This window comes from Streptomyces sp. SCA2-17, assembly GCF_044336695.1.
In genome coordinates this window covers 815,562-840,820 of sequence record NZ_CP117521.1, presented here as the reverse complement: position 1 = coordinate 840,820, position 25,259 = coordinate 815,562, and the positions used below count along the sequence as shown (strand labels likewise).

At 72.4% G+C, this 25,259-nt stretch carries 26 protein-coding genes and 2 tRNA genes; 21 read left to right on the top strand and 7 right to left on the bottom strand.

Features of this window, described 5'->3' with window-relative positions; translation table 11 throughout:
• The first annotated feature begins 17 nt into the window (after positions 1-17).
• Positions 18-854 carry a GNAT family N-acetyltransferase gene (locus PS271_RS03695; protein ID WP_398380061.1) on the top strand — a complete coding sequence of 279 codons (837 nt, stop codon included), beginning with the start codon at positions 18-20 and terminating at the stop codon, positions 852-854.
• Positions 855-888: 34 nt separating this feature from the next.
• Here PS271_RS03695 and PS271_RS03690 read toward each other — a convergent pair whose 3' ends face one another.
• On the bottom strand, positions 889-1,392 hold the full coding sequence (locus PS271_RS03690) for a DsbA family protein (RefSeq protein ID WP_398380059.1): 504 nt from the start codon (positions 1,390-1,392) through the stop codon (positions 889-891).
• 217 nt (positions 1,393-1,609) lie between these two features.
• On the opposite strand from PS271_RS03690, the gene PS271_RS03685 reads away from it, so the two are divergent.
• Positions 1,610-2,056: a hypothetical protein gene (locus tag PS271_RS03685; protein ID WP_398380057.1), complete on the top strand. Its 447-nt coding sequence runs from the start codon at positions 1,610-1,612 to the stop codon at positions 2,054-2,056.
• Between the two features lie 186 nt (positions 2,057-2,242).
• Here the strand turns inward: PS271_RS03685 and PS271_RS03680 are convergent, their stop codons facing one another.
• Together PS271_RS03680 and PS271_RS03675 are read right to left on the bottom strand one after the other, a co-directional pair.
• Positions 2,243-2,815, bottom strand: coding sequence for a CGNR zinc finger domain-containing protein (locus tag PS271_RS03680; protein WP_120758307.1), 573 nt, complete (start codon positions 2,813-2,815; stop codon positions 2,243-2,245).
• A 217-nt stretch (positions 2,816-3,032) separates the two neighbouring features.
• Positions 3,033-3,446, bottom strand: coding sequence for an SsgA family sporulation/cell division regulator (locus tag PS271_RS03675; protein WP_003959770.1), 414 nt, complete (start codon positions 3,444-3,446; stop codon positions 3,033-3,035).
• A gap of 192 nt (positions 3,447-3,638) precedes the next feature.
• Here PS271_RS03675 and PS271_RS03670 point away from each other — a divergent pair, with 192 nt between their 5' ends.
• The 4 genes from PS271_RS03670 (at position 3,639) to PS271_RS03655 (ending at position 4,961) form a co-directional block, all read left to right on the top strand.
• Positions 3,639-4,103 carry a TIGR02611 family protein gene (locus tag PS271_RS03670; protein ID WP_398380055.1) on the top strand — a complete coding sequence of 155 codons (465 nt, stop codon included), beginning with the start codon at positions 3,639-3,641 and terminating at the stop codon, positions 4,101-4,103.
• A gap of 87 nt (positions 4,104-4,190) precedes the next feature.
• Positions 4,191-4,262 (top strand) — tRNA-Val (locus PS271_RS03665).
• A 67-nt stretch (positions 4,263-4,329) separates the two neighbouring features.
• Positions 4,330-4,827 carry an SRPBCC family protein gene (locus tag PS271_RS03660; RefSeq protein ID WP_398380053.1) on the top strand — a complete coding sequence of 166 codons (498 nt, stop codon included), beginning with the start codon at positions 4,330-4,332 and terminating at the stop codon, positions 4,825-4,827.
• Positions 4,828-4,889: 62 nt separating this feature from the next.
• A tRNA-Val gene (locus PS271_RS03655) sits at positions 4,890-4,961 on the top strand.
• A gap of 132 nt (positions 4,962-5,093) precedes the next feature.
• Here PS271_RS03655 and PS271_RS03650 read toward each other — a convergent pair.
• The gene (locus tag PS271_RS03650; protein ID WP_398380051.1) at positions 5,094-5,816 is read right to left on the bottom strand and encodes an exonuclease domain-containing protein; all 723 of its coding nucleotides are present in this window, start codon (positions 5,814-5,816) and stop codon (positions 5,094-5,096) included.
• Between the two features lie 167 nt (positions 5,817-5,983).
• Here PS271_RS03650 and PS271_RS03645 point away from each other — a divergent pair, with 167 nt between their 5' ends.
• The 6 genes from PS271_RS03645 to PS271_RS03620 all read left to right on the top strand — a co-directional run bounded on the left by PS271_RS03645 (position 5,984) and on the right by PS271_RS03620 (position 12,734).
• Entirely contained in the window at positions 5,984-6,625 is a 642-nt protein-coding gene (locus PS271_RS03645) for a DUF4365 domain-containing protein (RefSeq protein WP_398380049.1), read from the top strand.
• Positions 6,625-7,869 (top strand): hypothetical protein, encoded by a 1,245-nt coding sequence (locus tag PS271_RS03640; RefSeq protein ID WP_398380047.1) that lies wholly within the window; start codon positions 6,625-6,627, stop codon positions 7,867-7,869. Before PS271_RS03645 ends, PS271_RS03640 begins: the two co-directional genes overlap by 1 nt.
• Positions 7,870-7,982: 113 nt before the next feature.
• The gene (thrS, locus tag PS271_RS03635) at positions 7,983-9,959 is read left to right on the top strand and encodes a threonine--tRNA ligase (protein WP_398380045.1); all 1,977 of its coding nucleotides are present in this window, start codon (positions 7,983-7,985) and stop codon (positions 9,957-9,959) included.
• Positions 9,960-10,007: 48 nt separating this feature from the next.
• On the top strand, positions 10,008-10,568 hold the full coding sequence (locus tag PS271_RS03630; protein ID WP_398380043.1) for an HIT family protein: 561 nt from the start codon (positions 10,008-10,010) through the stop codon (positions 10,566-10,568).
• Positions 10,569-10,635: 67 nt separating this feature from the next.
• Complete coding sequence (locus PS271_RS03625) at positions 10,636-11,502, top strand: polysaccharide deacetylase family protein (protein ID WP_398380041.1); 867 nt, start codon at positions 10,636-10,638, stop codon at positions 11,500-11,502.
• Entirely contained in the window at positions 11,502-12,734 is a 1,233-nt protein-coding gene (locus PS271_RS03620; RefSeq protein ID WP_398380039.1) for a YncE family protein, read from the top strand. The genes PS271_RS03625 and PS271_RS03620 overlap by 1 nt, the downstream gene beginning before the upstream one ends.
• Positions 12,735-12,844: 110 nt before the next feature.
• Here PS271_RS03620 and PS271_RS03615 read toward each other — a convergent pair whose 3' ends face one another.
• Positions 12,845-14,497 carry an AbeC-like domain-containing protein gene (locus PS271_RS03615; protein ID WP_398380037.1) on the bottom strand — a complete coding sequence of 551 codons (1,653 nt, stop codon included), beginning with the start codon at positions 14,495-14,497 and terminating at the stop codon, positions 12,845-12,847.
• Positions 14,498-14,673: 176 nt separating this feature from the next.
• A complete protein-coding gene (locus tag PS271_RS03610) occupies positions 14,674-16,881 on the bottom strand; it encodes an elongation factor G-like protein EF-G2 (RefSeq protein WP_398380035.1) in 2,208 nt (735 codons plus the stop codon).
• A gap of 245 nt (positions 16,882-17,126) precedes the next feature.
• Between PS271_RS03610 and pgsA the strand changes: the two genes are divergently transcribed.
• From pgsA to PS271_RS03595, 3 genes are read left to right on the top strand one after another with little or no spacing between them, the layout of a single operon-like run.
• Positions 17,127-17,795 (top strand): phosphatidylinositol phosphate synthase, encoded by a 669-nt coding sequence (gene pgsA / locus PS271_RS03605; RefSeq protein ID WP_398380033.1) that lies wholly within the window; start codon positions 17,127-17,129, stop codon positions 17,793-17,795.
• Positions 17,792-18,712, top strand: a complete 921-nt coding sequence (locus tag PS271_RS03600) for a phosphatidylinositol mannoside acyltransferase (RefSeq protein WP_398380031.1) — start codon at positions 17,792-17,794, stop codon at positions 18,710-18,712. Before pgsA ends, PS271_RS03600 begins: the two co-directional genes overlap by 4 nt.
• A complete protein-coding gene (locus tag PS271_RS03595; RefSeq protein WP_398380030.1) occupies positions 18,709-19,869 on the top strand; it encodes a glycosyltransferase family 4 protein in 1,161 nt (386 codons plus the stop codon). Before PS271_RS03600 ends, PS271_RS03595 begins: the two co-directional genes overlap by 4 nt.
• 131 nt (positions 19,870-20,000) lie before the next feature.
• On the opposite strand, the gene PS271_RS03590 is transcribed toward PS271_RS03595, so the two are convergent.
• Positions 20,001-20,687, bottom strand: a complete 687-nt coding sequence (locus tag PS271_RS03590) for a VC0807 family protein (RefSeq protein ID WP_398380028.1) — start codon at positions 20,685-20,687, stop codon at positions 20,001-20,003.
• 195 nt (positions 20,688-20,882) lie between these two features.
• On the opposite strand from PS271_RS03590, the gene PS271_RS03585 reads away from it, so the two are divergent.
• From PS271_RS03585 to ruvA, 6 genes are all read left to right on the top strand, one after another.
• Positions 20,883-21,425, top strand: coding sequence for a LemA family protein (locus PS271_RS03585; RefSeq protein WP_398380027.1), 543 nt, complete (start codon positions 20,883-20,885; stop codon positions 21,423-21,425).
• A gap of 101 nt (positions 21,426-21,526) precedes the next feature.
• Complete coding sequence (gene pdxS, locus PS271_RS03580) at positions 21,527-22,441, top strand: pyridoxal 5'-phosphate synthase lyase subunit PdxS (protein ID WP_120758291.1); 915 nt, start codon at positions 21,527-21,529, stop codon at positions 22,439-22,441.
• A gap of 87 nt (positions 22,442-22,528) precedes the next feature.
• Positions 22,529-23,128 (top strand): pyridoxal 5'-phosphate synthase glutaminase subunit PdxT, encoded by a 600-nt coding sequence (gene pdxT, locus PS271_RS03575; protein ID WP_398380024.1) that lies wholly within the window; start codon positions 22,529-22,531, stop codon positions 23,126-23,128.
• A 63-nt stretch (positions 23,129-23,191) separates the two neighbouring features.
• Entirely contained in the window at positions 23,192-23,944 is a 753-nt protein-coding gene (locus PS271_RS03570; protein ID WP_398380022.1) for a YebC/PmpR family DNA-binding transcriptional regulator, read from the top strand.
• 135 nt (positions 23,945-24,079) lie between these two features.
• Positions 24,080-24,631, top strand: a complete 552-nt coding sequence (gene ruvC, locus PS271_RS03565; protein ID WP_398380020.1) for a crossover junction endodeoxyribonuclease RuvC — start codon at positions 24,080-24,082, stop codon at positions 24,629-24,631.
• On the top strand, positions 24,628-25,248 hold the full coding sequence (gene ruvA / locus PS271_RS03560) for a Holliday junction branch migration protein RuvA (protein WP_398380018.1): 621 nt from the start codon (positions 24,628-24,630) through the stop codon (positions 25,246-25,248). Before ruvC ends, ruvA begins: the two co-directional genes overlap by 4 nt.
• The last annotated feature ends 11 nt before the right edge of the window (positions 25,249-25,259 follow it).

The following is a 25,259-nucleotide window of genomic DNA, read 5'->3' as shown; positions in this document are numbered from 1 at the left end:
CCCGGTACAACACGAGGATGACCACCACCCTGCGGCCCACCGCACCCGAGCAGCGCGGCCCCGGCGGCGCCCGGTCCCGCTCGTACGAGGTCTGCGTCAACAGCAGGCCCGTGGGCGCCGTCGACCTCGCCACCGACCACCGCTTCGGACCGGCCGCCGGCCGCATCCTCCGGCTCGCCGTCGACGAGCGCGACCGCCACCGCGGCCGCGGCACGGTCGCCGCGCTCGCCGCGGAGGAAGTGCTCCGGGGCTGGGGCTGCACCCGCGTCGAGGTCTCCGTCGACGCCGGCGCCGAGGTCGGTCTCGGACTCGCCGGCGCGCTCGGCTACGTCGAACGCAGCCGCACCATGGTCAAAACACTGACCGCCGCCCCCCGGCTGCCCGAGGGCACCGAAGGGCGGCGGATGACGGAGGCGGAGTACCCCGGCTGGCGCGCGGCGTCCCGCGCGGGCTACATCCAGGACTGGGTCGACCGCGGCGTCCCCGCCGCCGAGGCCCGCGCCAAGGCCGAGACCGACGAACACACCCTGCTCCCCGGCGGCATGCACACCGAGGGCACCGTGCTGCGGATCCTCACCCACCAGGGCGGCGCCGTCGGCAGGCTCTGGGCGGCCCTGCGCGACGCCCGCCCCGGCGAGGCGGACGCCTTCGTCTTCGACGTCGAGGTCGTGCCCGAGCACCGGGGGCGCGGCCACGGCCGTTCGCTGATGCTCCTGGCGGAGGCCGAAATGCTCGCCCTCGGCGCGCGGGTCCTCGGCCTCAACGTCTTCGCCGGCAACGTCCCCGCGCTGCGTCTGTACGAGTCGCTGGGCTACGCACCGACGGCGTACCACCTGTACAAGCCGCTGCTGTAGCGGTTCCTGCCCCGGCGGAATCCCCGCTGCCGGGCTAGCCGAGGAGACGGTCCGCGATCTCCTCGATGCGTTCGCGCAGGCCGTCCTGGTTCTTGCTGCCGTCCAGGAGTTCACCGCCGATGGCGTACGTGGGCGTGCCCTTGACGCCGATCGCCTTGCCCTCGGCCTGGTCCGCGTCCACGATCAGCATGTGGCGGCCGTCGACGAGGGCGATGTCCACCTCCTCGGCGTCCAGCCCGAGCTCGCCCGCCACCTCGGTCAGCAGTGCCTCGCCGCGCGCACCCAGCTCCTCGGCGCGGGCCAGCACGGCCTCTGCGTACGGCCAGCCCTGCCCCTGCTCGGCCGCCTCCTCCGCGGCCTGCGCCGCGGCGTAGGAGTGCTTGTGCTTCTCCAGGGGGAAGTGCCGCAGCCGCAGCTCCAGCCGGTCGCCGTAGCGTGCGCGCAGCGCCCGCAGGTCGTCCAGGGCTGTACGGCAGTCGGGGCACTGCAGCTCGCACCACACGTCGAGGACGACGGGGGCGGTGTTGGTCTCGCTCATGCGGCCAGTCTTCCAGGCGGCGGGGGCGGCGGCCCTCCGGGCCCTCGGGGTCCTCGGGGTCCTCGGGGTCCTCGGGGTCCTCCCCGTCCTCCAGGGATGACGCCGTGGGGGATGACCCGGAGATCTCCCTGAGCTCGGCGGCCGGGCATGGCCCGCCCGGCGGTGGGCGGTGCACGATAGAAGGGCGAGCCCGGCAGTGAAGAGCAGGAGGAGCCCGATGCTGACCTCGACCATCTGTGCCGCGGTGTCCGCGGCGGGCCTCGGCATCGCCGCGCTGACGGCCTACCGCAAGCGGTTCCTCGCGGCGACCCGCATCGCCGCCTTCTCCCTCGTCCCCATCGGGCTGGTCCTGACCGGGATCGTCGACTGGCTCACCGACGTCGTCTTCAAGCCGAGCGTCTGGGCCGGCTTCGGGGTCCTCGCGCTCTCCGCCCTGCTGTTCATGGTGAGCAGGGTGGCCGAGCGGCGCCGCATCGGCGGCGGCCGCCAGGAGCGCAGGACGGTGGAAGCCACTGCGCAGCGCGATGCCATGGCCCCCGGTGCCTCCGCTCCGTCACTGGGCCCGGGCCGCAGCGCGAGCCGCCCGCAGGGCAGGGCGAAGAAATCGCCCGACGGGGAGGACTTCTCGGATATCGAGGCGATTCTGAAGAAGCACGGAATATGACGGGCCGTCGGGCCTGGCCGCCGGGAGGCCGCCCCGGCGGATTGCATGGTGCCCGGACCCGGCCCCGTAGCGTGCACTCCCGCGGTGCTGCGGCCGTGTGCCCGCAGCCGTTTTCCGGGTAATTCACCGGGCGCCTTTTCGCCCGCCCGCTAAAGGGACGGGGAAAGCAGTGTTTCCTGCCCGGTTTCAGACCGCCGCGCCGGACCCCTCGGCCTCCGCGCCGGCTCCTTCGGCCTCCGCTCCCCGCCGCCGCGCCCGGTACGCGGCCACGTGCAGCCGGTTCCCGCACGTGCGCCCGTCGCAGTAGCGCCGCGAGCGGTTGCGGGACAGGTCCACGAAGGCGTGCCCGCAGTCCGGCGCGTGGCAGCGCCGCAGCCGGTCCCGCTCGCCCGCGACCAGCAGGAACGCCAGCGCCATGGCCCCGTCGGCCGCGAGGTTCTCGGCGACGGAGGCGCCGGGGGCGAAGTAGTGCACGTGCCAGTCGTAGCCGTCGTGCGCGCTCAGCTGCGGCGTCGTCCCGGCCTCGGCCACCAGCTCGTTGATCAGCCCGGCCGCCTCGCCCGTGCTCGCCGCGTCGAAGACCTGCCCGAACCGCTCGCGTATCGACCGCACCGCGACGACGTCCCGCTCCCGCAGCACGACGCCGGTGATCCCGTGCCGCGTCACGAAGGAGCGCAGCTCCGCCAGGTCCTGCGGGCCCGTGTTGAGGAGATCGACGACGGAGTCGAGCGCAGCCTTGGTGTCGTGGTTGATCTGCACGTTCGTACGCTCCCTGGCCGGTCGGAGGCGGCAAGTGTTCGACCGCGGCCCCCGACCTTACTGGCTGGGCGGCATCCGCGCGGCCCCGTGACGCGACGGCGCCGTCGTCCGCGGAGCGCTCCGCGGACGACGGCGCCGTGCCGTGCCCTGTGTGCGAGATGTGGCGCGCAGCCTCCCCGAGTGGGCTGGCGCGCTCCGGGTCAGCCCCGGCCCGGACTCAGCTCTCCGCCAGGATGTGCGAGAGCTCCGTGTCCAGGTCGAAGTGACGGTGCTCGGTGCCCGGCGGCACCGCGGCGTCCGTCCGCTTGAGGAACGACTCCAGGGCCCGCGCGGGGGCCTCCAGCAGCGCCTCGCCCTCCGGGGAGCTCAGCGCGATGCATACGACGCCCTGACCGTGGCTGCGGGACGGCCAGACGCGGACGTCGCCGGTGCCGGTGGGCCGGTGCAGCCCCTCGGCGAGCAGATCACGGGCGAACACCCATTCGACCGTTTCTTCGGCTCCGGTGTGGAACGTGGCGTGCACGGCATACGGATCCGCCGTGTCGTACCGCAGGCCTGCGGGAACAGGCAGCGAGGATTCGCTCGACACGACGAGGCGCAAGTGCAGCTCGCAGCTGACCGTGGTGTTCATAAGCGCCAGGGCCTTTCGCTCAGTGTGCGCTCGGGGATTCGCACGTCGGCGAAATCGACATGCCACCTACGGTGCCGTTGTAAACCCCTCTGACCGTTTTGAGACTGTTCGGATACCTCGGACGGCCCAGCCGCTCACGCCGTAATACCGCCATTCCGGTGAGTTCCGGATCGGTCCGGTAGGTTGGGGCGTATGAATGCGGAGAGTGACCGGCGGCAGGACGCCGCCGCGGCGGGGGACGCCACGCAGGGTGAGGGAGCGGGCCGGGGCGGTGAGGCGCAGCCGCCCGCCCTCGGGTCGCGCGCGCCCCGTTTCATCAAGCGCTCACGGGCCCTGCATCTGAGCTGGCAGGTCGGCGTCTTCGTCGTCGGCCTGGCCGTCGTCGTCGCGGGCATCATCATGCTGCCCCTGCCCGGCCCCGGCTGGCTCGTGATCTTCGCGGGCATGGCCATCTGGGCCACGGAGTTCGTCTGGGCCCAGCTCGTGCTCCGCTGGACCAAGCGCAAGGTCACCGAGGCCGCCCAGCGCGCCCTCGACCCCCGCGTCCGGCGCCGGAACATCATCCTCACCGTGACGGGCCTGGTGATCGCCGGCACCCTCGCCGGGATCTACCTCTGGAAGTTCGGCATGGTCCTGCCGTGGAAGGCCCACGGCTAGGAACGCACGGCGCGAGGAGCCCCGGCCGACCGGCCCGCCACCGGTTCAAAGCACCGTCTGACATGCGGTAATGTTTGCGGTGCGCCCGGGCGATTAGCTCAGCGGGAGAGCGCTTCGTTCACACCGAAGAGGTCACTGGTTCGATCCCAGTATCGCCCACACAGGACCGAGGGTCCGCAAGGTTCACCCCTTGCGGACCCTCGGTCGTTTGGTATCCGCTGGCCCCATGCCCTCACCGGCCGCGGCCCTCGCCCGGATCCACCACTACCGCTTCCACGGCGCCTGGGCCCTCGCCGCCCCGCCCGACGCCGTCTACGCCCGCCTCGAAGCCGTCGAGGACTACCCCCGCTGGTGGCCGCAGATCCGCGAGGTCCGCCGGTCGGGCGCCACCTCCGGCACCGCCCGCATCCGCTCCCTGCTCCCCTACGACGTGACCGTCGGCGTCCGCTCCACCCGGCACGACCCCGCCGCCCGCGTCCTGGAGATCGCCATGACCGGCGACCTCGAGGGCTGGGCCCGCTGGACCGTCCTCCCGCACGGCCCCGCCGCCTGCACCGCCCGCTACGAGCAGGACGTCGAGGCCCGCAAACCCCTCCTCAGACGCCTCGCCCTGCCCGCCCGGCCCTTCTTCACCGCCAACCACGCCTGGATGATGCGCACCGGCCGGCGCGGCCTGCGGGCCCTGCTGGCCGCCGAGACGACCGCGGGCGCGACAGGGATTTGATGGAGAGCCGCCACGACCTGTATTGTTCAGTGCGTTGCCGGGGGAAACCCCGCACGAATCCCGGGCGATTAGCTCAGCGGGAGAGCGCTTCGTTCACACCGAAGAGGTCACTGGTTCGATCCCAGTATCGCCCACACAAAGGCAAGGCCGGTCCGTCAATCGACGGACCGGCCTTGTGCGTTGCCCGCCCGACGCGTACAGCACTCACCACCCGGACCCGCCGACACGCACCACCCGGCACCCCGGCACACCGGCCGGCAACCCCCTCAGGCCGCGGCCGGCAGCGCGGGCCGCAACGGCCACGCCGGATCGCACGCCTCCTCCGTCCCGTTCCGCGCGAACCACGCCTGCAAGCCCCGCGCCTGTGCCGCGTGCCACACCGCCTGCCGCGCGTGCAGCTCCGCCGGGCTCAGCCGCTCCAGCCGCGCCGCGAACCGGCGCCCCACCGCCCGCACCACCTGCAACGCCGCCAGCGCGTCCGACGCCGCGTCGTGCGCGCCCGTCAGCTCCACCCCGTACTGCGCGCACAGGTCCGTCAGCGTCCGGCGCCCCTTGCGATAGCGGTCCAGGTGCTTGTCCAGCACCCACGGATCCATCACACACAGCGGCGCGGCCCCCAGGTAATCGGCCAGCGACGACGCCCGGTGCCGCCGCAACTCGCGGTCCAGCAGCGTCAGGTCGAACGGCGCGTTCATCACCACCAGCGGCGTCGCCCGCGCGGCCTGCCCGGCCACCGCCCGCGCCACCTCCTCCATGACCGGCGCCGGCCACCGGCCGTTGCGCTGCAAAAAGGCATCCGTCAGCCCATGTATCGCAATGGCCCCCTCCGGCACCGGGACCCCCGGGTCGACCAGCCAGCGCGTCACGACCGGAGCGGCCTCGTCCGCCGACTGCACCACGAGGGCCGCCGACACGATCCGGTCGTGCTCGACATCCACCCCGGTGGTCTCGGTATCGAACGCGGCGAGTGGCCCCTCGAACCAGCACATGTTCACAACTCCTCGCACTTGCCCGGCGAATGGCGTGTTTCACCCTCCCCGGCAGGTGATACCCGGCCACGGAGTCATGCGAACCGCCGTTGTTTGCACGGGAGTTGCAAAGGAAACAACACAGATGTACGGATCGAACGCCCGAAGTCGCCCGGAAGGATTCGGACATGGCGTTCCCGCGGCCCGAACCGGGCGGGCTGCTGTCTGAGCCACCCCAGCCCACAGCCCCCGCCCCCGCACGCGGCTCCCTCGCCACCACCGCCTGCATGGAGACGCTCCAGATCGGCTATCTGCACGCCGTCGCCGCGGCCGCAGGCTGCTCGCTCGCCCAGCCCTTCCCCGACCACGGCATCGACTGGCACCTCAGCCACACCGCCCCCGGCCACGCCGTCGACGACGAGGTCACCATCAAGGTGCAGCTCAAATGCACCTACCAGCTCGGCCCCCGCCCGGCCGTCCAGCCGCCGCCCCGCGCCCCCGCGGCCCCCGCCGGCCGGGCCGCCGCCCCGGTGCCGGCGCCCACCTTCGCCTTCACCCTCGACAACGACCACCTGGCCAAGCTGGCCCGCACCCCCGTCGCCGTCCACCGGATCCTCGTCGTGATGATCGTGCCCAGATCGCGCGACGACTGGCTGCGCGCCGGCCACGACAGCCTCCAGCTGAGGCACTGCTGCTACTGGACGAACCTCGCCGGCCACCCCGTGACCGGCAAGCAGAGGACCACCGTGCGGATCCCGGCCACACGCGTCTTCGACGACCGCGCACTCTGCGAGATCATGACGCGGGTCGGGGCGGGAGGGAGACCCTGATGCACCGGCCGACCGCACCCGATGGGCAGCCCGGACGCCCGCCCCGGCACACCCCGCCCGGCGGCCCCCCGCCCGAGACCGTCGACCCCGCCGTCCTCACGGCGCTCCTCGCCCGCCACGGCTGGCGCCGCAGCGGCTCGGCAGCAGGCACGTACAGCCGCTGGACCCCGCCCGACGGCGCCGGCATGCCGGCCCGCGGCCGCACCAGCCTCCTCGTGCCCGAAAGCCGCGCCTACCCCGACAGCACCGACCTCATCGCCGAAGCACTCACCGCACTCCAGCACAGCGCCACCCCCTCCGCCCCCGACATCCTCACCGCCCTGCGCACCCCCCTCGACGAGATCCACTGGCAGCGGGACACCGCCGATCCCGACGCGCCCGCGGCCGCCTGGGCCGCCCAGGAACAACTGCGCTCCGGCGCCCGCGCCCTCCTCCTCGCCGCGGCCCTCGCCGCGCGCGGCCGGGCCGGCTACCACGGCGCCCGCCACCGCCGGCACGCCGAAGCCGCCCTCGACCGCCTCCTCGCCGGCACCGCCGCCGGCGGCCGCGAGCTGACGACCTTCCTCCCCGTGGGCACCTCCGCGGCACCCGGCCCCGACGACGGCCGCCTGATCACCACCACCCTGCTCCGCGCCCTGTGCGCCACCCGCGACGCCACCGACCACCAGCGGGCCACCGGCGGCTGCGAGGCTTTCGAGCCGGCCGTCGAGGCGGGCGTCTGCCAGGAGCTCACCGAGGCGATCGGCAAGCTCGTCCGCGGCTCCGGAGGCATCCGCATCACCCTCCACTGGGCCCCCGCGGCCGGCCCGCCCCCCGGCTTCGCCGCCCGCCCCGCCCCCGTCGAGTTCACCCCTGGCGACCTCCCCGTCCTCCGCGAGGCCGGCGCCCGCTACATCCGGGACGAGCCGCCCGTCACCGTCCACCTCACCGCCGTGGTCCTCCGCATGCGCCGCGAGTCCCAGAGCGGCCCCGGGGCGGTCCGGCTCAAGGTCCTCGCCGGCGCGGACGTGCCCCAGATCCGCGCCGTCCTCGACGAGGACGACTACCGCATCGCGGGCCACGCCCACCTCGTCGGCCTGCCCGTCCGCATGAGCGGCCGCCTGGAGAGCAAGGGCGGCTTCCGGCGCCTGACCGGCGCCCGCGACGTCATGCCCGTACGGGTCGAGGACGGGGAGCGCGACCGCCTCCTGAAGTCGCTCCACGAGAACCTCGACTTCTTCGAGGAAGCCTGCGGCGGCGACTGACCACGGGCCCTTCCCTGGTCGCCCGGTAAACCGTTTCGCGACCAGGGTGCCGCTCTCGGTACGATTCAGGCGCGCAGTGTCCGCTGCGGCGACCCATACGTCAGGAGAGACCGGTGTCAGACGTCCGTGTGATCATCCAACGCGATTCCGAGCGGGAAGAGCGCGTGGTGACGACGGGCACTACGGCCGCCGAGCTCTTCGCCGGTGAGCGCACCATCGTCGCCGCGCGCATTGCGGGCGAGCTCAAGGACCTCGCCTACGTCGTCGCCGACGGCGAGGAGGTCGAGCCTGTCGAGATCTCCTCCAAGGACGGTCTGGACATCCTGCGCCACTCGACCGCGCACGTCATGGCCCAGGCCGTGCAGGAGCTCTTCCCTGAGGCCAAGCTGGGCATCGGCCCGCCGGTCAAGGACGGCTTCTACTACGACTTCGACGTCGAGAAGCCCTTCACCCCCGATGACCTCAAGGCCATCGAGAAGAAGATGCAGGAGATCCAGAAGCGCGGGCAGAAGTTCTCCCGCCGTGTGGTCACCGACGAGGAGGCCCGCGACGAGCTCGCGGCCGAGCCGTACAAGCTGGAGCTCATCGGTCTGAAGGGCGCCGCCTCGCACGACGACGGCGCGGACGTCGAGGTCGGCGCGGGCGAGCTGACGATCTACGACAACCTGGACGCCAAGACCGGCGAGCTGTGCTGGAAGGACCTCTGCCGGGGTCCGCACCTGCCCACCACGCGGGTCATCCCGGCGTTCAAGCTGATGCGCAACGCCGCCGCGTACTGGCGCGGCAGCGAGAAGAACCCCATGCTCCAGCGCATCTACGGCACCGCGTGGCCGACCAAGGACGAGCTGAAGGCGCACCTGGACTTCCTCGCCGAGGCCGAGAAGCGCGACCACCGCCGCCTCGGCAACGAGCTGGACCTCTTCTCCATCCCGGAGCAGATCGGCTCGGGCCTGGCCGTCTTCCACCCCAAGGGCGGCATCATCCGCCGGGTTATGGAGGACTACTCGCGGCGGCGGCACGAGGAGGAGGGGTACGAGTTCGTCTACACCCCCCACGCCACCAAGGGGAAGCTCTTCGAGACCTCGGGCCACCTGGACTGGTACGCCGACGGCATGTACCCGCCCATGCAGCTCGACGAGGGCGTGGACTACTACCTCAAGCCCATGAACTGCCCGATGCACAACCTGGTCTTCGACGCCCGGGGACGCTCGTACCGCGAGCTGCCCCTGCGGATGTTCGAGTTCGGCACCGTGTACCGGTACGAGAAGTCGGGCGTCGTGCACGGCCTCACCCGTGCCCGCGGCTTCACGCAGGACGACGCGCACATCTACTGCACCCGCGAGCAGATGGCGGAGGAGCTGGACCGGACGCTCACCTTCGTCCTGGACCTGCTGCGCGACTACGGTCTGAACGACTTCTACCTGGAGCTGTCCACCAAGGACGAGACCAAGTTCGTCGGCTCGGACGAGGCCTGGGAAGAGGCCACCGAGACGCTGCGCAAGGTGGCCGAGAAGCAGGGCCTGGAGCTCGTCGCCGACCCGGGCGGCGCGGCCTTCTACGGCCCGAAGATCTCGGTCCAGGCCAAGGACGCGATCGGCCGGACCTGGCAGATGTCGACCATCCAGCTCGACTTCAACCTGCCGGAGCGCTTCGAGCTCCAGTACACCGCGGCGGACGGCTCGCGCCAGCGCCCCGTCATGATCCACCGCGCGCTCTTCGGCTCGATCGAGCGCTTCTTCGCGGTCCTGCTGGAGCACTACGCGGGTGCGTTCCCGGCGTGGCTGGCCCCGGTGCAGGCGGTCGGCATCCCGATCGGTGACGCCCACGTCGAGTACCTGCAGGAGTTCGCCGCCGAGGCGAAGAAGAAGGGCCTGCGGGTCGAGGTGGACGCCTCCTCGGACCGCATGCAGAAGAAGATCCGCAACCACCAGAAGCTCAAGGTTCCGTTCATGATCATCGTCGGTGACGACGACATGGCGGCCGGCACGGTGTCCTTCCGCTACCGCGACGGCTCGCAGAAGAACGGCATCCCGCGCGACGAGGCCCTGGCCGAGATCCTCAAGGTCGTCGAGGACCGCGTCCAGGTCTGATCCGCAGCCTTACGGGCCCCGGAGCGTCAACAGCGCTCCGGGGCCCATATGCTTCCCATCATGACGAGTGAGCCGGAGCAGCAGATCGGAGTCGGGGCGCCGGACGCGTTCCAGCGCTTGTGGACGCCCCACCGGATGGCGTACATCCAAGGCGAGAACAAGCCGACCGGCCCGGGGGCCGACGACGGCTGCCCGTTCTGCTCGATTCCGGAGAAGAGTGACGAGGACGGGCTGGTCATCGCCCGTGGCGAGCGCGTCTACGCCGTGCTGAACCTCTACCCGTACAACGGCGGCCACCTCATGGTCGTCCCCTTCCGGCACGTCGCCGACTACACCGAGCTCGACGACGCCGAGACCGCCGAGCTCGCCGACTTCACCAAGCGGGCCATGACCGCGCTGCGCACCGCCTCCGGCGCGCACGGCTTCAACATCGGCATGAACCAGGGCGCGACCGCCGGTGCCGGCATCGCCGCCCACCTGCACCAGCACGTCGTCCCCCGCTGGGGCGGCGACACCAATTTCATGCCGGTCGTCGGCCACACCAAGGTCCTGCCCCAACTGCTCGCCGACACCCGCAAGATGCTCGCCGACGCCTGGCCCGCCGTCTGAGGACACGCGCCCCAGCAAAGCGGGCAAATCTCCCCGATTCCTCATTAGAAGCAGTTCTAATGGTGCGGTGACGTTCCTCCACCGCCGCACCGTGCTGCGCGCGGCCGCCGGCGGTGTCCTCGCCGGGGCCGCCGCGGTGGGCTGCGGTCCGTCGGACGGCGAGGCGGGCGACGGGGCCGCCGCGGACCCGTCCGTACGGGCCACGGGGCCGCCGCCCGGGCGGTCCGCACCGTCCAAGCGCCCGAAGGGCGGCAAGGCGTCCCGGCTGCCGGGGCCGTCGGCGTCGCCGTCCAAGCCGCCCCCCTCCCTGACTCTGGCCCCGCTCCCGCCGGGGCTTCCCGCGCAGATCGAGCACGGCCCCCGTACGGGCAAGGACGTGGCGCTGACGTTCCACGGCCAGGGGGAGCCGAAGTCCGTCACCGAGCTGCTGGGGGAGGCCGAGCGGGGCGGAGCGCGGGTGACGGTGCTCGCCGTGGGCACCTGGCTGGATGCCCAGCCGCAGCTCGCCCGGCGCGTCCTGGACGGCGGGCACGAGCTGGGCAACCACACGATGCGCCACCTCGACATCTGTGCCATGCCCGCGGCCGAGGCCTCCGCGGAGATCACCGAGTGCGCGGAGCGGCTGCGGCGGCTGACGGGCGGGATCGGCCGCTGGTTCCGGCCGTCGCGCGCGCGGCGGGCCACCGAGCAGGTGGCCGAGCTGGCCCGGCGGGCCGGCTATCCGCACGTCCTCTCCTACGACGTGGACTCCCTGGACTTCACCGACCCGGGGCCCGAGGCGGTCCGGCGGGCCGTGCTGGGCGCGGTGCGGCCGGGTTCGGTGGTGAGCCTGCACTTCGGGCACGCGGGCACGGTCGCCGCGCTGCCCGCGATCCTCGACGGCCTGCACCGCCGCGGCCTGCGCGCGGTGACGACTACGGAGCTGCTGACCTGATGAACCAGTTCTCCTCGTTCCCGAGCTCTCTGCGGCGGCCGCGTCTGCGCGGGGTGCACCGTGCCGTGCTGTTCGCCGCTGCCTGTGCTCTGCTGGTCTCCGGTTGCGGCGGGGAGTCCGGTACGGAGGCGGCCGACCGTGCGCCGCACAAGGACGGGCAGCAGCAGCGGCAGCAGCCGCAGCAGCGGGGGGCGGCGCCGGCGGGGCTGCCCGGGATGCCGCCGCTGCTGGACCCGCACGACCTGTACGCGGCGGACCGGCCGAACAAGCTGTCGTCGGTGGTGAAGGACTTCCCGTCGCGGGTGTACGTGCCCAACACGGAGTCGGACACGGTGAGCGTCATCGACCCGAAGACGTACAAGGTGATCGAGACGATCCCGGTGGGGGCGCAGCCGCAGCACGTGGTGCCGTCGTGGGACCTGAAGACGCTGTGGGTGAACAACGACCGGGGGCACACGCTGACGGCGATCGATCCGGCCACGGGGAAGAAGGGGCGGACGGTCGACGTGCACGATCCGTACAACCTCTACTTCACGCCGGACGGGAAGTACGCGGTGGTGATGGCGTCGATGGACCGGGAGCTGGTGTTCCGGGACGCCCACACGATGAAGCGGAAGAAGACGGAGCCGGTGGCGTGCAAGGGGGTGAACCACGCGGACTTCTCCCCGGACGGCCGGTACTTCATCGTGTCGTGCGAGTTCTCGGGTGAGCTGCTGAAGGTCGACACGGCGAGGATGAAGGTGATCGGCAAGCAGAAGCTGCCGTTCGAGGGGGCGATGCCGCAGGACGTGAAGATCTCCTCGGACGGGAAGACGTGGTACATCGCCGACATGATGGCGGACGGGGTGTGGGTGCTGGACGGTGACCGGTTCACCGAGCCGTGGCTGATGCCGACGGGGAAGGGCGCGCACGGGCTGTACGTGAGCCGGGACTCGAAGTCGATGTACATCTCGAACCGGGGCGAGGGGTCGATCTCGGTGCTGGACCTGCCGAGCCGCAAGCTGGTGAAGAAGTGGGAGCTGCCGGAGGGCGGGAGTCCGGACATGGGCGGGGTGTCGGCGGACGGCAATGTGCTGTGGCTGTCGGGGCGTTACGACTCGGAGGTGTACGCGATCGACACGCGGGACGGGCATCAGATCGCGAAGATCCGGGTGGGTGCGGGGCCGCACGGGCTGGCGGTGTACCCGCAGCCGGGCCGGTACTCGCTGGGCCACACGGGGATCTTCCGGTGAGGCCGGGGGAGTGAGGGCGGGGCGGGCGTAAGGCCGAAGAGCCGGGCGTGGGACGGGCGCCGGGAATGTTCCCGGCGCCCGGTCAAGCGTTTCCAGCCGGGCGTTTCCCGTCAGGCGTTGTAGACGTCCGCGGCGGACGGCTTGGCGTCCTGGACGGCGCCGCTGAGGGACATGGCGCGGCTGGTGAAGCGCTCGGTGTTGACGCCGTGCTCCTTGAGGACGCGCAGGGCGGCCTCGTGCACCACGCGCAGGACGGGGGTGGTGGCGCGGAGGGCGTCGTCGGCCATGAAGCGGTGGCGCCAGGGCTTGCCGGCCCAGGCGTGGCGCAGGCCGAAGGGCTCGGGCAGGACGAGCTTGCCGCCCCAGTGCTCCAGGAGCGGGGGGTACCAGGTGAGGGGGGCGCGGGCGGCGAGGCGGACGACTTCGCGGGGCGGGACGACGGAGAGGGTCCTGGTCCGGTTCTCCCAGAACTTGATGGTCTTGGCGGTGGTCTTGGTGCGGGCGGAGGGCTTGCCCATGAAGACGCCGTGGACGGGGCCGAGGGCGTGGCCGGTGACCTCGATGCGCAGGGTCTTGTGGAGGACGGTGACGGTGATGAGGAGGGTGATGACGAGCTGGCCGTCCCAGAGGACGAACTGGACGCCGAGGTAGTGCCGGCTGCCCGCGCCGAACTGCTGTTCGTTGCAGATCTTCTGGAGTTCGGCGCCCCTTATCTGGAAGCCGTCGTTGCCCTCGGGGCGGGAGACGGCGCCGGCGCCCTCGCCGACGTCGGAGACGACCCAGTGCTCGACGGAGGGGGTGGGGAAGCCGCCGGTGTGCAGGGGGCTGCGCTCCAGGAGGTGGAGCTGGTCGTGGATGGCGCGGACGACGTCCCAGCTGCGGAAGGGGTTGATCTCCTTGCCGGGTTCGAGCGGGACGAGCTCTTCGGCGAGCTGCCAGCTGCCCCAGCGGGTGCCCATGCCGAGTATGCCCTTGGTGCCGGCGTAGAAGGCGACGTTGCTCTGCTGCTCGGCGGCGAGCCGCTCCAGGGACTGGCGGAGCCGCTCGGCGGCGGTCTCGCCGGGGTTCTTGGGGACGGCTTCGGGGATCTTGGCGCCGATGCCGCCGCCGGAGAGCAGGCCGGCCCAGCGCTCGCGGAGGTCCTTGGCGGTCCGCTCGCAGACGGCCTTGGCCCAGAAGCCGCCGACGAGCGGGGCGATGAGCATGGCGCGCAGGTAGAACGCCCAGAAGCCGTGGAAGGGCAGCTTGATCAGCATGATGGCGGCGAGGATGCCGAGGGCCAGGAGGAGGGCCGTGCCGAGGGCCCCGACGCGCTTGTTCTGGGCGCCGGCGATGGTGCGGCGGAGCTGGAAGGCGCCGAGCCAGAGCAGGACGCCGGGGAGGAAGAGCAGCCCGCAGACGCCCATGATGAGGGTGAGCCTGGCGTCGCGCTGCTTGCGGATGCGGTTGGCGGCGAGGCAGTGCTCGACGACGGGCTGGGGGTCGAGGCCGAAGGACTGGATGAGGGGCTTGCGGCCGCCGCCGAGCACGCGCAGCTGGACGGCGCGGGCGAAGGCCTCGCCCAGGTTGGGCTCGAAGAGCGATATGCGGGGCGGCTTGACCTCGGACTTGGCCCAGTCGGAATTGGCCTTGAGGAGCTGGTCGACCGGGCCGTCGCGGTAGGCGGCCGAGGCGAGTGCCTGGGTCGCCGCGGTCTGTCCGGAGGAGCCCGAGAGCGGGATCTGTGCCCCGGGGCTGAAGTCGAACGGGTCCCCTGCTGCCACTGCTGCCCCCAATGCCGCGCATGTCCGGTGCTGCGGCCTTCCGACGGATGCCGACGACCGCCCGCGTCATACGTGTTGGTCCGCGGGACCAGCGTATCGGCGCGGGGTGCCGGCTGTCGCAGAGATCGTGAAGGCCGCCCGCCCCACCGGGTCGCGGGGCGGGCGGTTCGCGCTCGTTACGCTCCGCCCTCGGCCGATTCCCGCAGCCGCTCGGCGATCTGAGGGGGCATCGGTTCGTGGCGGGCGTAGGAGCGGGTGAACCGGCCGGTGCCGTGCGAGAGGGAGCGCAGGTCGACGGCGTAGCGGCCGATCTCGATCTCGGGGACCTCGGCGCGCACGAGGGTGCGGCCGGCGCCGGACTGCTCGGTGCCGATGACGCGGCCGCGGCGGCCGGAGAGGTCGCTCATGACGGGGCCGACGTAGTCGTCGGAGACCAGGACCTCGATCTCGGCGACGGGTTCGAGGAGGTGGATCTTCGTCTCGGCGGCGGCCTCGCGCAGGGCGAGGGCGCCCGCGGTCTGGAACGCGGCGTCGGAGGAGTCCACCGAGTGCGCCTTGCCGTCGAGGAGGGTGACCCGGATGTCGACCAGGGGGTAGCCGGCGGCGACGCCGCGGGCGGCCTGGGCGCGGATGCCCTTCTCCACGGAGGGGATGAACTGGCGCGGCACGGCGCCGCCGACGACCTTGTCGACGAATTCGATGCCGGAGCCGCCGGGCAGCGGTTCGACCTCGATCTCGCAGATGGCGTACTGGCCGTGGCCGCCGGACTGCTTGACGTGCCGGCCGCGGCCGGCGGCCCTGCCGCCGAAGGTCTCGCGGAGCGACACCTTGTGGGGCACGACGTCGACCTGGACGCCGTAGCGGGTGCGCAGCCGTTCCAGGGCGACGTCCCGGTGGGCTTCGCCCAGGCACCACAGGACGACCTGGTGGGTCTGCTGGTTCTGCTCCAGGCGCATGGTGGGGTCTTCGGCGACGAGCCGGGCGAGGCCTTGGGAGAGCTTGTCCTCGTCGGCCTTGCTGTGTGCCTGGATGGCGACGGGCAGCAGCGGGTCGGGCATCTGCCAGGGCTCCATGAGGAGCGGGTCGCCCTTGGCGGAGAGGGTGTCGCCGGTCTCGGCGCGGGTGAGTTTGGCGACGCAGGCGATGTCGCCGGCGATGGCCTGGGGGAGGGGCCGCTGCTGTTTGCCGAAGGGTGAGGACAGCGCGCCGATGCGTTCGTCGACGTCGTGGCTCTCGTGGCCGCGGTCCTCCAGGCCGTGGCCGGAGACGTGGACGGTCTCGTCGGGGCGCAGGGTGCCGGAGAAGACGCGGACGAGGGAGATCCGGCCGACGTACGGGTCGGACGAGGTCTTGATCACCTCGGCGGCGAGGGGGCCCGCGGGGTCGCAGGTCACGGGGGTGCGGGGGCGGCCGTCGGGGGTGGTGACGGCCGGGGCCTCGCGTTCGAGGGGGGTGGGGAAGCCGCCGGTGATCAGCTCCAGGAGCTCGACGGTGCCCAGGCCCTGCTTGGCGCCCTCGGGCGCGGGGGCCGCGGCGAGGACGGGGTGGAAGCTGCCGCGCGCCACGGCGCGCTCCAGGTCCTCGATGAGGGTCTTGACGTCGATCTCCTCGCCGCCGAGATAGCGGTCCATGAGGGTCTCGTCCTCGCTCTCGGCGATGATGCCCTCGATGAGCCGGTTGCGGGCCTCCTCGATGAGGGGCAGGTGCTCGGGGCCGGGTGCGGTCTCGGCCCGGGTGCCGGAGGAGTAGTCGAAGACGCGCTGGGAGAGCAGGCCGATGAGGCCGGCCACGCAGCGGTGCCCGTCGGGGCCCTCGGGCCCGTGCAGGGGGAGGTAGAGCGGCAGCACGCCGTCGGGGGAGTCGCCGCCGAAGGCCGTGCGGCAGGTCTCCGTCATCTCCTCGAAATCGGAGCGGGCCGCCTCCAGATGGGTGATGACGATGGCGCGGGGCATGCCGACGGCGGCGCACTCCTCCCAGACCATGCGGGTGGCGCCGTTGATGTGCTCGGCGCCCTCGGCGGCCGAGACGACGAAGAGGGCCGCGTCCGCCGCCCGCAGACCGGCCCTGAGCTCCCCGACGAAGTCGGCGTAGCCGGGGGTGTCCAGCAGGTTGATCTTGATGCCGGCCCATTCGACCGGGGCCAGCGACAACTGCACCGAGCGCTGCTGGCGGTGCTCGATCTCGTCGTAGTCCGACAGTGCGCCGCCGTCCTCGACGCGGCCGGCCCGGTTGACCGCACCGGTCGCCAGTGCGAGGGCCTCCACCAGCGTCGTCTTTCCGGAGCCGCTGTGGCCGACCAGCACCACATTGCGTACGTGGCTCGGCCGGTCGGCCGATACTGCTCTGCCCGCGGCCCCTGGGTACGTGCCCGTCTTCTCGCCCATGTGTCCCGCCTCCCGGTCGACACCTGCGGTACACCGAGCTTTCCACTGCGGTAACGCTGCGTCCATACGTCGCACGCGCGGGCACATCCGTACGCCCCGCGGGGGCGCTGCCGGGGGCGGCGGCCGCACCGGTGCGCGCGCTGCGAGCAGTGCGTGCGCGGCGCCAGGGGGGCGCCTGGCTACGATGGGCCAGCCGGTGGCCTGCTTGACCACGCGGCCCGATACGACACCCCTCCGGGAAGGCCATGCTGAACAAGTACGCGCGTGCGTTCTTCACGCGTGTTCTCACGCCGTTCGCCGCCCTGCTCATCCGCCTCGGCGTCAGCCCCGACGCGGTGACCCTCGTCGGGACCGGCGGTGTGGTGGCGGGCGCCCTGGTCTTCTACCCGCGGGGGGAGTTCTTCTGGGGCACGGTCGTCATCACCCTGTTCGTCTTCTCGGACCTGGTGGACGGCAACATGGCCCGGCAGCTGGGCCGCTCCAGCCGGTGGGGCGCCTTCCTGGACTCCACGCTCGACCGCGTCGCCGACTCGGCGATCTTCGGCGGGCTCGCGCTGTGGTACGCGGGCAGAGGTGATGACAACGTGCTCTGCGCGGTGTCGATCTTCTGCCTGGCCAGCGGCCAGGTCGTCTCGTACACGAAGGCGCGCGGCGAGAGCATCGGTCTGCCCGTGAACGTCAACGGCCTCGTCGAGCGCGCCGAGCGGCTGGTCATCTCCCTGGTGGCGTGCGGCTTCGCGGGCCTGCACAAGTTCGGCGTGCCGGGCATCCAGTACCTGCTGCCCGTGGCGCTGTGGATCGTGGCCGCAGGCAGCCTCGTGACCCTGATCCAGCGGGTGGTGACCGTGCGCCGCGAGTCGGCCGAGGCGGAGGCCGAGGCCGCGGCGGCGGCGCAGGGCGGTGGCAACGGGTGAAGGAACGGCTGACCGACGCGCTCTACGGGCTCGGCTGGGCCGCCGTCAAGAAGCTGCCGGAGCCGCTGGCCGTACGGCTGGGGCAGCAGATCGCCGACGTGGCGTGGCGCCGGCGCGGCGGCGGCGTGCTGCGCCTGGAGGCCAACCTGGCCAGGGTTCTGCCGGGGGCGTCCGCGGAGCGCCTCGCGCAGGTGTCCCGGGCGGGCATGCGCTCGTACATGCGCTACTGGATGGAGTCCTTCCGGCTGCCGGTGTGGAGTGCGGAGCGCACGCGCTCGTCCTTCGCCCCGGAGGGCCTGGACCATCTGGAGAAGGCCCTGGCGAGCGGGCGCGGCGTGGTGGTCGCGCTGCCGCACATGGGCAACTACGACCTGGCGGGCGCGTGGGTGACCACGCGGCTCGGGGTGCCCTTCACGACGGTGGCCGAGCGGCTGAAGCCCGAGACGCTCTACGACCGCTTCGTGGCCTACCGCGAGGGCCTGGGCATGGAGGTGCTGCCCCACGCGGGCGGCAGCGCCTTCGGCACGCTGGCGCGCCGGCTGCGCGCCGGGGGACTGGTGTGCCTGGTGGCCGACCGCGACCTGTCCTCCTCGGGCATAGAGGTCACCTTCTTCGGCGAGGCCACGAAGATGCCCGCGGGGCCCGCGATGCTCGCCGTGCAGACCGGGGCGCTGCTGCTCCCCGTGACGCTCTGGTACGACCGCTCGCCCGTGATGAAGGGGCGGGTGCACGCCCCGGTCGAGGTGCCCGCGGAGGGCACGCGCGCCGAGAAGGCCGCCGCCATGACCCAGCAGGTCGCCGACATCTTCGCCGCCGGGATCGCCGAGCACCCGGAGGACTGGCATATGCTCCAGCGACTGTGGCTCGCCGACCTGGAGCCGCGCCCGGCGGAGAGCGACCGGAGGGACGGGGCATGAGGATCGGGATCGTCTGTCCGTACTCATGGGACGTGCCCGGTGGCGTGCAGTTCCACATCCGGGACCTGGCCGAGCACCTCATCCGGCTGGGCCACGAAGTGTCCGTGCTGGCCCCGGCGGACGACGAGACGCCGCTGCCGCCCTTCGTCGTCTCCGCCGGGCGGGCCGTGCCCGTCCCGTACAACGGCTCCGTGGCGCGGCTGAACTTCGGTTTCCTGTCGGCGGCCCGCGTGCGGCGCTGGCTGCACGACGGCGACTTCGACGTCATCCACATCCATGAACCCACCTCCCCCTCGCTGGGCCTGCTGGCCTGTTGGGCCGCGCAGGGCCCGATCGTGGCGACCTTCCACACCTCCAACCCGCGCTCCCGCGCGATGATCGCGGCCTATCCGATCCTCCAGCCCGCCCTGGAGAAGATCAGCGCCCGCATCGCGGTGAGCGAATACGCCCGCCGGACCCTGGTCGAGCACCTGGGCGGCGACGCCGTGGTCATCCCCAACGGCGTCGACGTGGACTTCTTCGCCCGCGCCGAGCCCAAGCGGGAGTGGCAGGGCGGCACGATCGGCTTCATCGGCCGCATCGACGAACCCCGCAAGGGCCTGCCCGTGCTCATGCGCGCCCTGCCGAAGATCTTCGCCGCGTGCCCGGACGCCCGGCTGCTGGTCGCCGGCCGGGGCGACGAGGAGGAGGCCGTCGCCGGCCTGCCCCGCGAGATGCGCGACCGCGTCGAGTTCCTCGGCATGGTCAGCGACGAGGACAAGGCGCGGCTGCTGCGCAGCGTCGACGTCTACGTCGCCCCCAACACGGGCGGGGAGTCCTTCGGCATCATCCTGGTCGAGGCGATGTCGGCGGGCGCCCCCGTCCTCGCCAGCGACCTGGACGCCTTCGCCCAGGTGCTCGACCAGGGCTCGGCCGGCGAGCTCTTCGCCAACGAGGACGCCGACGCGCTCGCCGCCGCGGCCGTCCGGCTGCTGGGCGACCCGCGGCAGCGGGCCGGGCTGAGCGAGCGCGGCAGCGCGCACGTGCGCCGCTTCGACTGGTCCCGTGTGGGCGCCGACATCCTGGCCGTCTACGAGACGGTCACGGCCGGGGCGGCCTCGGTCGCCGCCGACGAGCGCACCGGCCTGCGCGCCCGCTTCGGCCTCGCCCGCGACTAGCCGATCCGGCGGATTGCCGGGCACGCTCCGGTTTCGGCAGTGTGCGCATTCCGCCGGACTCTCGCCGTGGTGGCTTCTCGCCGTTGCGGCGGCCCATTTTTCCGGTCCGGTGACGGACCGCCGCAGACGGCCTACGCCGGGCCCTCCGCCTCGCGTGGCGCCGGGCCGTCGGTCCGGCCCGCCGAGCCCGCCGTTCCGAACAGGGATATGCCGTGCCGCGCCCGGAAGCGCCGGCTGCGCCGTACGGTGATCAGCACCACCAGGGCCAGCAGGGTGAACGACTGGATCCGGCCGACGACCGGGACCGCGTCGACGGGCAGCACCAGCGCCTGCACCGTGCTCAGGGCGGCGTCGAGCAACTGCAAGCCTGCCCACAGCAGGGTCAGCCCCCGCAGCGCCTGCCGGTACGCGGGCACCTCCTGCCAGGCCCGCTCAGCCTCCGCGTCGCCGCTGCCGCGCCGCAGGTGCGCCCCGAAGTGGAAGGCGAAGGGCCGCGAGAGGAACAGCGTGGCCCCGATCCACAGGCCCAGCACGGCCGGGATCGCGGCGTCCTTCAGCAGCAGCACCCGCGGATTCCCGCTCACCATCGATGTGGCCGCCGAGACGGCGAGCAGGGCGACGACGAGCAGGTCGAAGAAGGCGACGTGCCGGCGGCGGACGGCCGTGACGACCGCGTGCGCGGCCGGTATCGCGCCACTGATCAGCAGGGCCTGCCACTGGGCGGTGCCCTGCGCCCGCAGCACGTAGTACAGCGCGACGGGCAAGGCGATCGTGATGGTCAAGGGGACGAGCAGCGCTCGCCAGGCGTGCGGTGTCATGGTGCTTCCTCCCCGGCCCTTCGCCGGTCTTCTGCGTCCTGCAACGACGCTAGGCGCGGGCCGGGTGGAGGCGGATCGGAGCCGGGGTGGAGAAACGCACGGACCGGCGGTCCGTCCAACTCCACCCGCGGGTGGAGCCGGAGGCCGATATCGCCCCGCACAGCGGCCCCGCGGCGAGCGGTAACGTGGCCCGGCGTGACCACATTGATCTGGATCGTCGCCGCGCTGGTCGTCATCGGCGTCTATCTGAGCTGGACCGCAGGCCGGCTGGACCGCCTGCACAGCCGCATCGACGCCGCCCGCGCCGCGCTGGACGCCCAGCTGCTGCGCCGCGCCTCCGTCGCCCAGGAGCTGGGCACGGCCGGAGTCCTCGACCCGGCCGCCTCCATCGTGCTCTACCAGGCCGCCCATGCGGCCCGGCAGGCCGAGGAGGAGCACCGCGAGGTCGCCGAGAGCGAGCTGAGCCAGGCCCTGCGCGCGGTCTTCACGGAGGGCCCGCAGGTCGAGGCCGTCCGGGAGGCCCCGGGCGGCGAGGAGTCGCTGACCGAGCTGTCGGAGGCGGTGCGCCGGGTGCCGATGGCCAGGCGCTTCCACAACGACGCGGTCCGCGCCGCCCGCGCCGTGCGCAAGCACCGCGTGGTGCGCTGGTTCCGCCTCGCCGGTCACGCGCCCTTCCCGATGGCCTTCGAGATGGACGACGAGCCGCCCGCCGCGCTGGAACCCGTGATGAACAGCTGACCGGAGGAGCCACCGGCCTCCGATTGGCTCTTTTTCCGGGGATTCCCGGCTGGGTTGTATGAGGGCCGCAGCATCACCGCCCTTGATAGTGAGGTCACCACGTGTCCAGCACGGTCCCCAGCACGTCCACCACCCCCGAGACCGGTACCGCCCGCGTCAAGCGCGGCATGGCCGAGCAGCTCAAGGGCGGCGTGATCATGGACGTCGTCAACGCCGAGCAGGCGAAGATCGCCGAGGACGCGGGCGCGGTCGCCGTCATGGCGCTCGAGCGGGTTCCGGCCGACATCCGCAAGGACGGCGGCGTGGCCCGGATGTCCGACCCCAACATGATCGAAGAGATCATCGGCGCCGTCTCCATCCCGGTCATGGCCAAGTCCCGCATCGGCCACTTCGTCGAGGCCCAGGTCCTGCAGTCGCTCGGCGTCGACTACATCGACGAGTCCGAGGTCCTCACCCCGGCCGACGAGGTCAACCACTCCGACAAGTGGGCCTTCACCACCCCCTTCGTCTGCGGTGCCACCAACCTGGGCGAGGCCCTGCGCCGCATCGCCGAGGGCGCCGCCATGATCCGCTCCAAGGGCGAGGCCGGCACCGGCAACGTCGTGGAGGCCGTGCGCCACCTGCGCCAGATCAAGAACGAGATCGCCAAGCTGCGCGGCTTCGACAACAACGAGCTGTTCGCCGCCGCCAAGGAGCTGCGCGCCCCGTACGAGCTCGTCAAGGAGGTCGCCGAGCTCGGCAAGCTGCCGGTCGTCCTCTTCTCCGCCGGTGGCGTGGCCACCCCCGCCGACGCCGCGCTGATGCGCCAGCTCGGCGCCGAGGGCGTCTTCGTCGGCTCCGGCATCTTCAAGTCCGGCGACCCGGCCAAGCGCGCCGCCGCCATCGTGAAGGCCACCACCTTCTACGACGACCCGAAGGTCATCGCGGACGCCTCCCGCAACCTCGGCGAGGCCATGGTCGGCATCAACTGCGACACCCTCCCCGAGGCCGAGCGCTACGCCAACCGCGGCTGGTAACACCGCACCGCTTTTCCCGGCCGGGCGGCCCGCGCACGACGGCGGGCCGCCCACCGGTCGTCCAGACCCGAGACGGAGAACTCCCCCGTGGCATCCCTTTCCACGCCCACCATCGGCGTCCTCGCCCTCCAGGGCGACGTCCGCGAGCACCTGGTCGCCCTCGCCTCCGCCGACGCCCTCGCCCGCCCCGTGCGCCGCCCCGAGGAGCTCGCGGAGATCGACGGCCTGGTGATACCCGGCGGCGAGTCCACGACCATGTCCAAGCTCGCCGTCGTCTTCGGCATGCTGGAGCCGCTGCGCGAGCGCGTGCGGGCCGGGATGCCCGTCTACGGCACCTGCGCCGGCATGATCATGCTCGCCGACAAGCTGCTCGACGGCCGCGAGGACCAGGAGACGCTCGGCGGCATCGACATGATCGTCCGCCGCAACGCCTTCGGCCGGCAGAACGAGTCCTTCGAGGCGGCCGTCGAGGTGGCCGGCATCGAGGGCGGCCCCGTCGAGGGCGTCTTCATCCGCGCCCCCTGGGTCGAGTCCGTCGGCGCGGCCGCCGAGGTCGTCGCCACCTACGACGGCCACACCGTCGGCGTGCGCCAGGGCAACGTGCTGGCCACGTCCTTCCATCCGGAGCTCACCGGCGACCACCGCGTCCACGCCCTGTTCGTGGACATGGTGCGCGCAGCCCAGTAGCCCGGCCCCGGTAGGATCTCTGTCGTTCGTTTCAGAAGTTGGTTACGCGAAGGAGACAGGCAGATGTCCGGCCACTCTAAATGGGCTACGACGAAGCACAAGAAGGCCGTGATCGATGCCAAGCGCGGCAAGCTCTTCGCGAAGCTGATCAAGAACATCGAGGTCGCGGCGCGCATGGGCGGCGTCGACATCGAGGGCAACCCGACGCTCTACGACGCCATCCAGAAGGCGAAGAAGCAGTCGGTTCCGAACAAGAACATCGACTCCGCGGTCAAGCGCGGCGGCGGCCTTGAGGCCGGCGGCGCCGACTACGAGACGATCATGTACGAGGGCTACGGCCCGAACGGCGTCGCGGTGCTCATCGAGTGCCTCACCGACAACCGCAACCGCGCCGCCTCCGACGTGCGCGTCGCCATGACCCGCAACGGCGGCTCCATGGCCGACCCGGGCTCCGTGTCGTACCTGTTCAACCGCAAGGGCGTCATCATCGTCCCCAAGGGCGAGCTGACCGAGGACGACGTCCTGGGCGCGGTCCTCGACGCCGGCGCCGAAGAGGTCAACGACCTCGGCGAGAGCTTCGAGGTCATCAGCGAGGCCACCGACCTGGTCGCGGTCCGCACCGCGCTCCAGGAGGCGGGCATCGACTACGACTCCGCCGAGGCCAACTTCGTCCCCACCATGCAGGTGGAGCTCGACGAGGAGGGCGCGCGCAAGATCTTCAAGCTCATCGACGCGCTGGAGGACAGCGACGACGTCCAGAACGTCTTCGCCAACTTCGACGTCTCCGACGACGTTATGGCGAAGGTCGACGCGTAAGACACGCGAGGCATCCGCCTGCGGTCGGCCGACGGGCCGGCGGGACACGCGTCCCGCCGGCCCGTCGTCGTGAACGGCCGTTGTCAGTGGCAGCCGGTAGCCTGCCCGGGCAGGTGAGCGAACAGAGGGGGACAGATGCGGGTGCTGGGTGTGGACCCCGGTTTGACGCGCTGCGGCGTCGGCGTGGTCGAGGGCACCGCGGGCCGCCCACTGCGCATGGTCGGGGTCGGAGTGGTCCGCACGCCCGCGGACGCCGAGGTCGCCGACCGCCTCGTCCTCATCGAGCGCGGCATCGAGCAGTGGCTCGACGAGCACCGGCCCGAATGCGTCGCCGTGGAGCGCGTCTTCAGCCAGCACAACGTCCGCACGGTCATGGGCACCGCCCAGGCCAGCGCCGTCGCCATGCTCTGCGCCGCCCGCCGCGGCCTGCCCGTCGCGCTGCACACCCCCAGCGAGGTCAAGGCGGCCGTCACCGGCTCCGGCCGGGCCGGCAAGGACCAGGTCGGCTCCATGGTCACCCGCCTCCTGCGGCTCGACGCACCGCCGAAGCCCGCCGACGCCGCCGACGCCCTCGCCCTGGCCATCTGCCACATCTGGCGCGCCCCCGTGACGAGCCGCTTGCAGCAGCTCGCCGCCGCCCAGCGCCGCGCCACCGCCCCCGTACGCCTCCCGAAGGGCACCCGATGATCGCCTTCGTCTCCGGCCCCGTCGCCGCCCTCGCCCCCGACACCGCGGTCGTCGAGGTCGGCGGCATCGGCATGGCCGTCCAGTGCACGCCCGGCACGCTGGCGGCCCTGCGCGTCGGGCAGCCGGCCCGCCTCGCCACCTCCCTCGTCGTCCGCGAGGACTCCCTGACCCTCTACGGCTTCGCCGACGACGACGAGCGCCAGACCTTCGAGCTGCTCCAGACCGCGAGCGGCGTGGGCCCCCGCCTCGCCCAGGCCATGCTCGCCGTCCACAGCCCCGACGCCCTCCGGCTGGCCTTCGCCTCCGGCGACGAGAAGGCGCTCACCGCCGTCCCCGGCATCGGCAAGAAGGGCGCGCAGAAGCTGCTCCTGGAGCTGAAGGACCGGCTCGGCAAGCCCATGGGCTCCGCCGCGCCCGCCGCGGCCGCCCCCGCCGCCGCGGGCTGGCGCGATCAGCTGCACGCCGCGCTCGTCGGCCTCGGCTACGCCCCGCGCGAGGCGGAGGAGGCCGTGGCCTCCGTGGCGCCCCAGGCGGAGGCGGTGACCGCCGAAGGCGGCACCCCGCAGGTCGGCCAGCTGCTGCGGGCCGCGCTGCAGAGGCTGAACCGGGCGCGCTGAGCAAACCGACC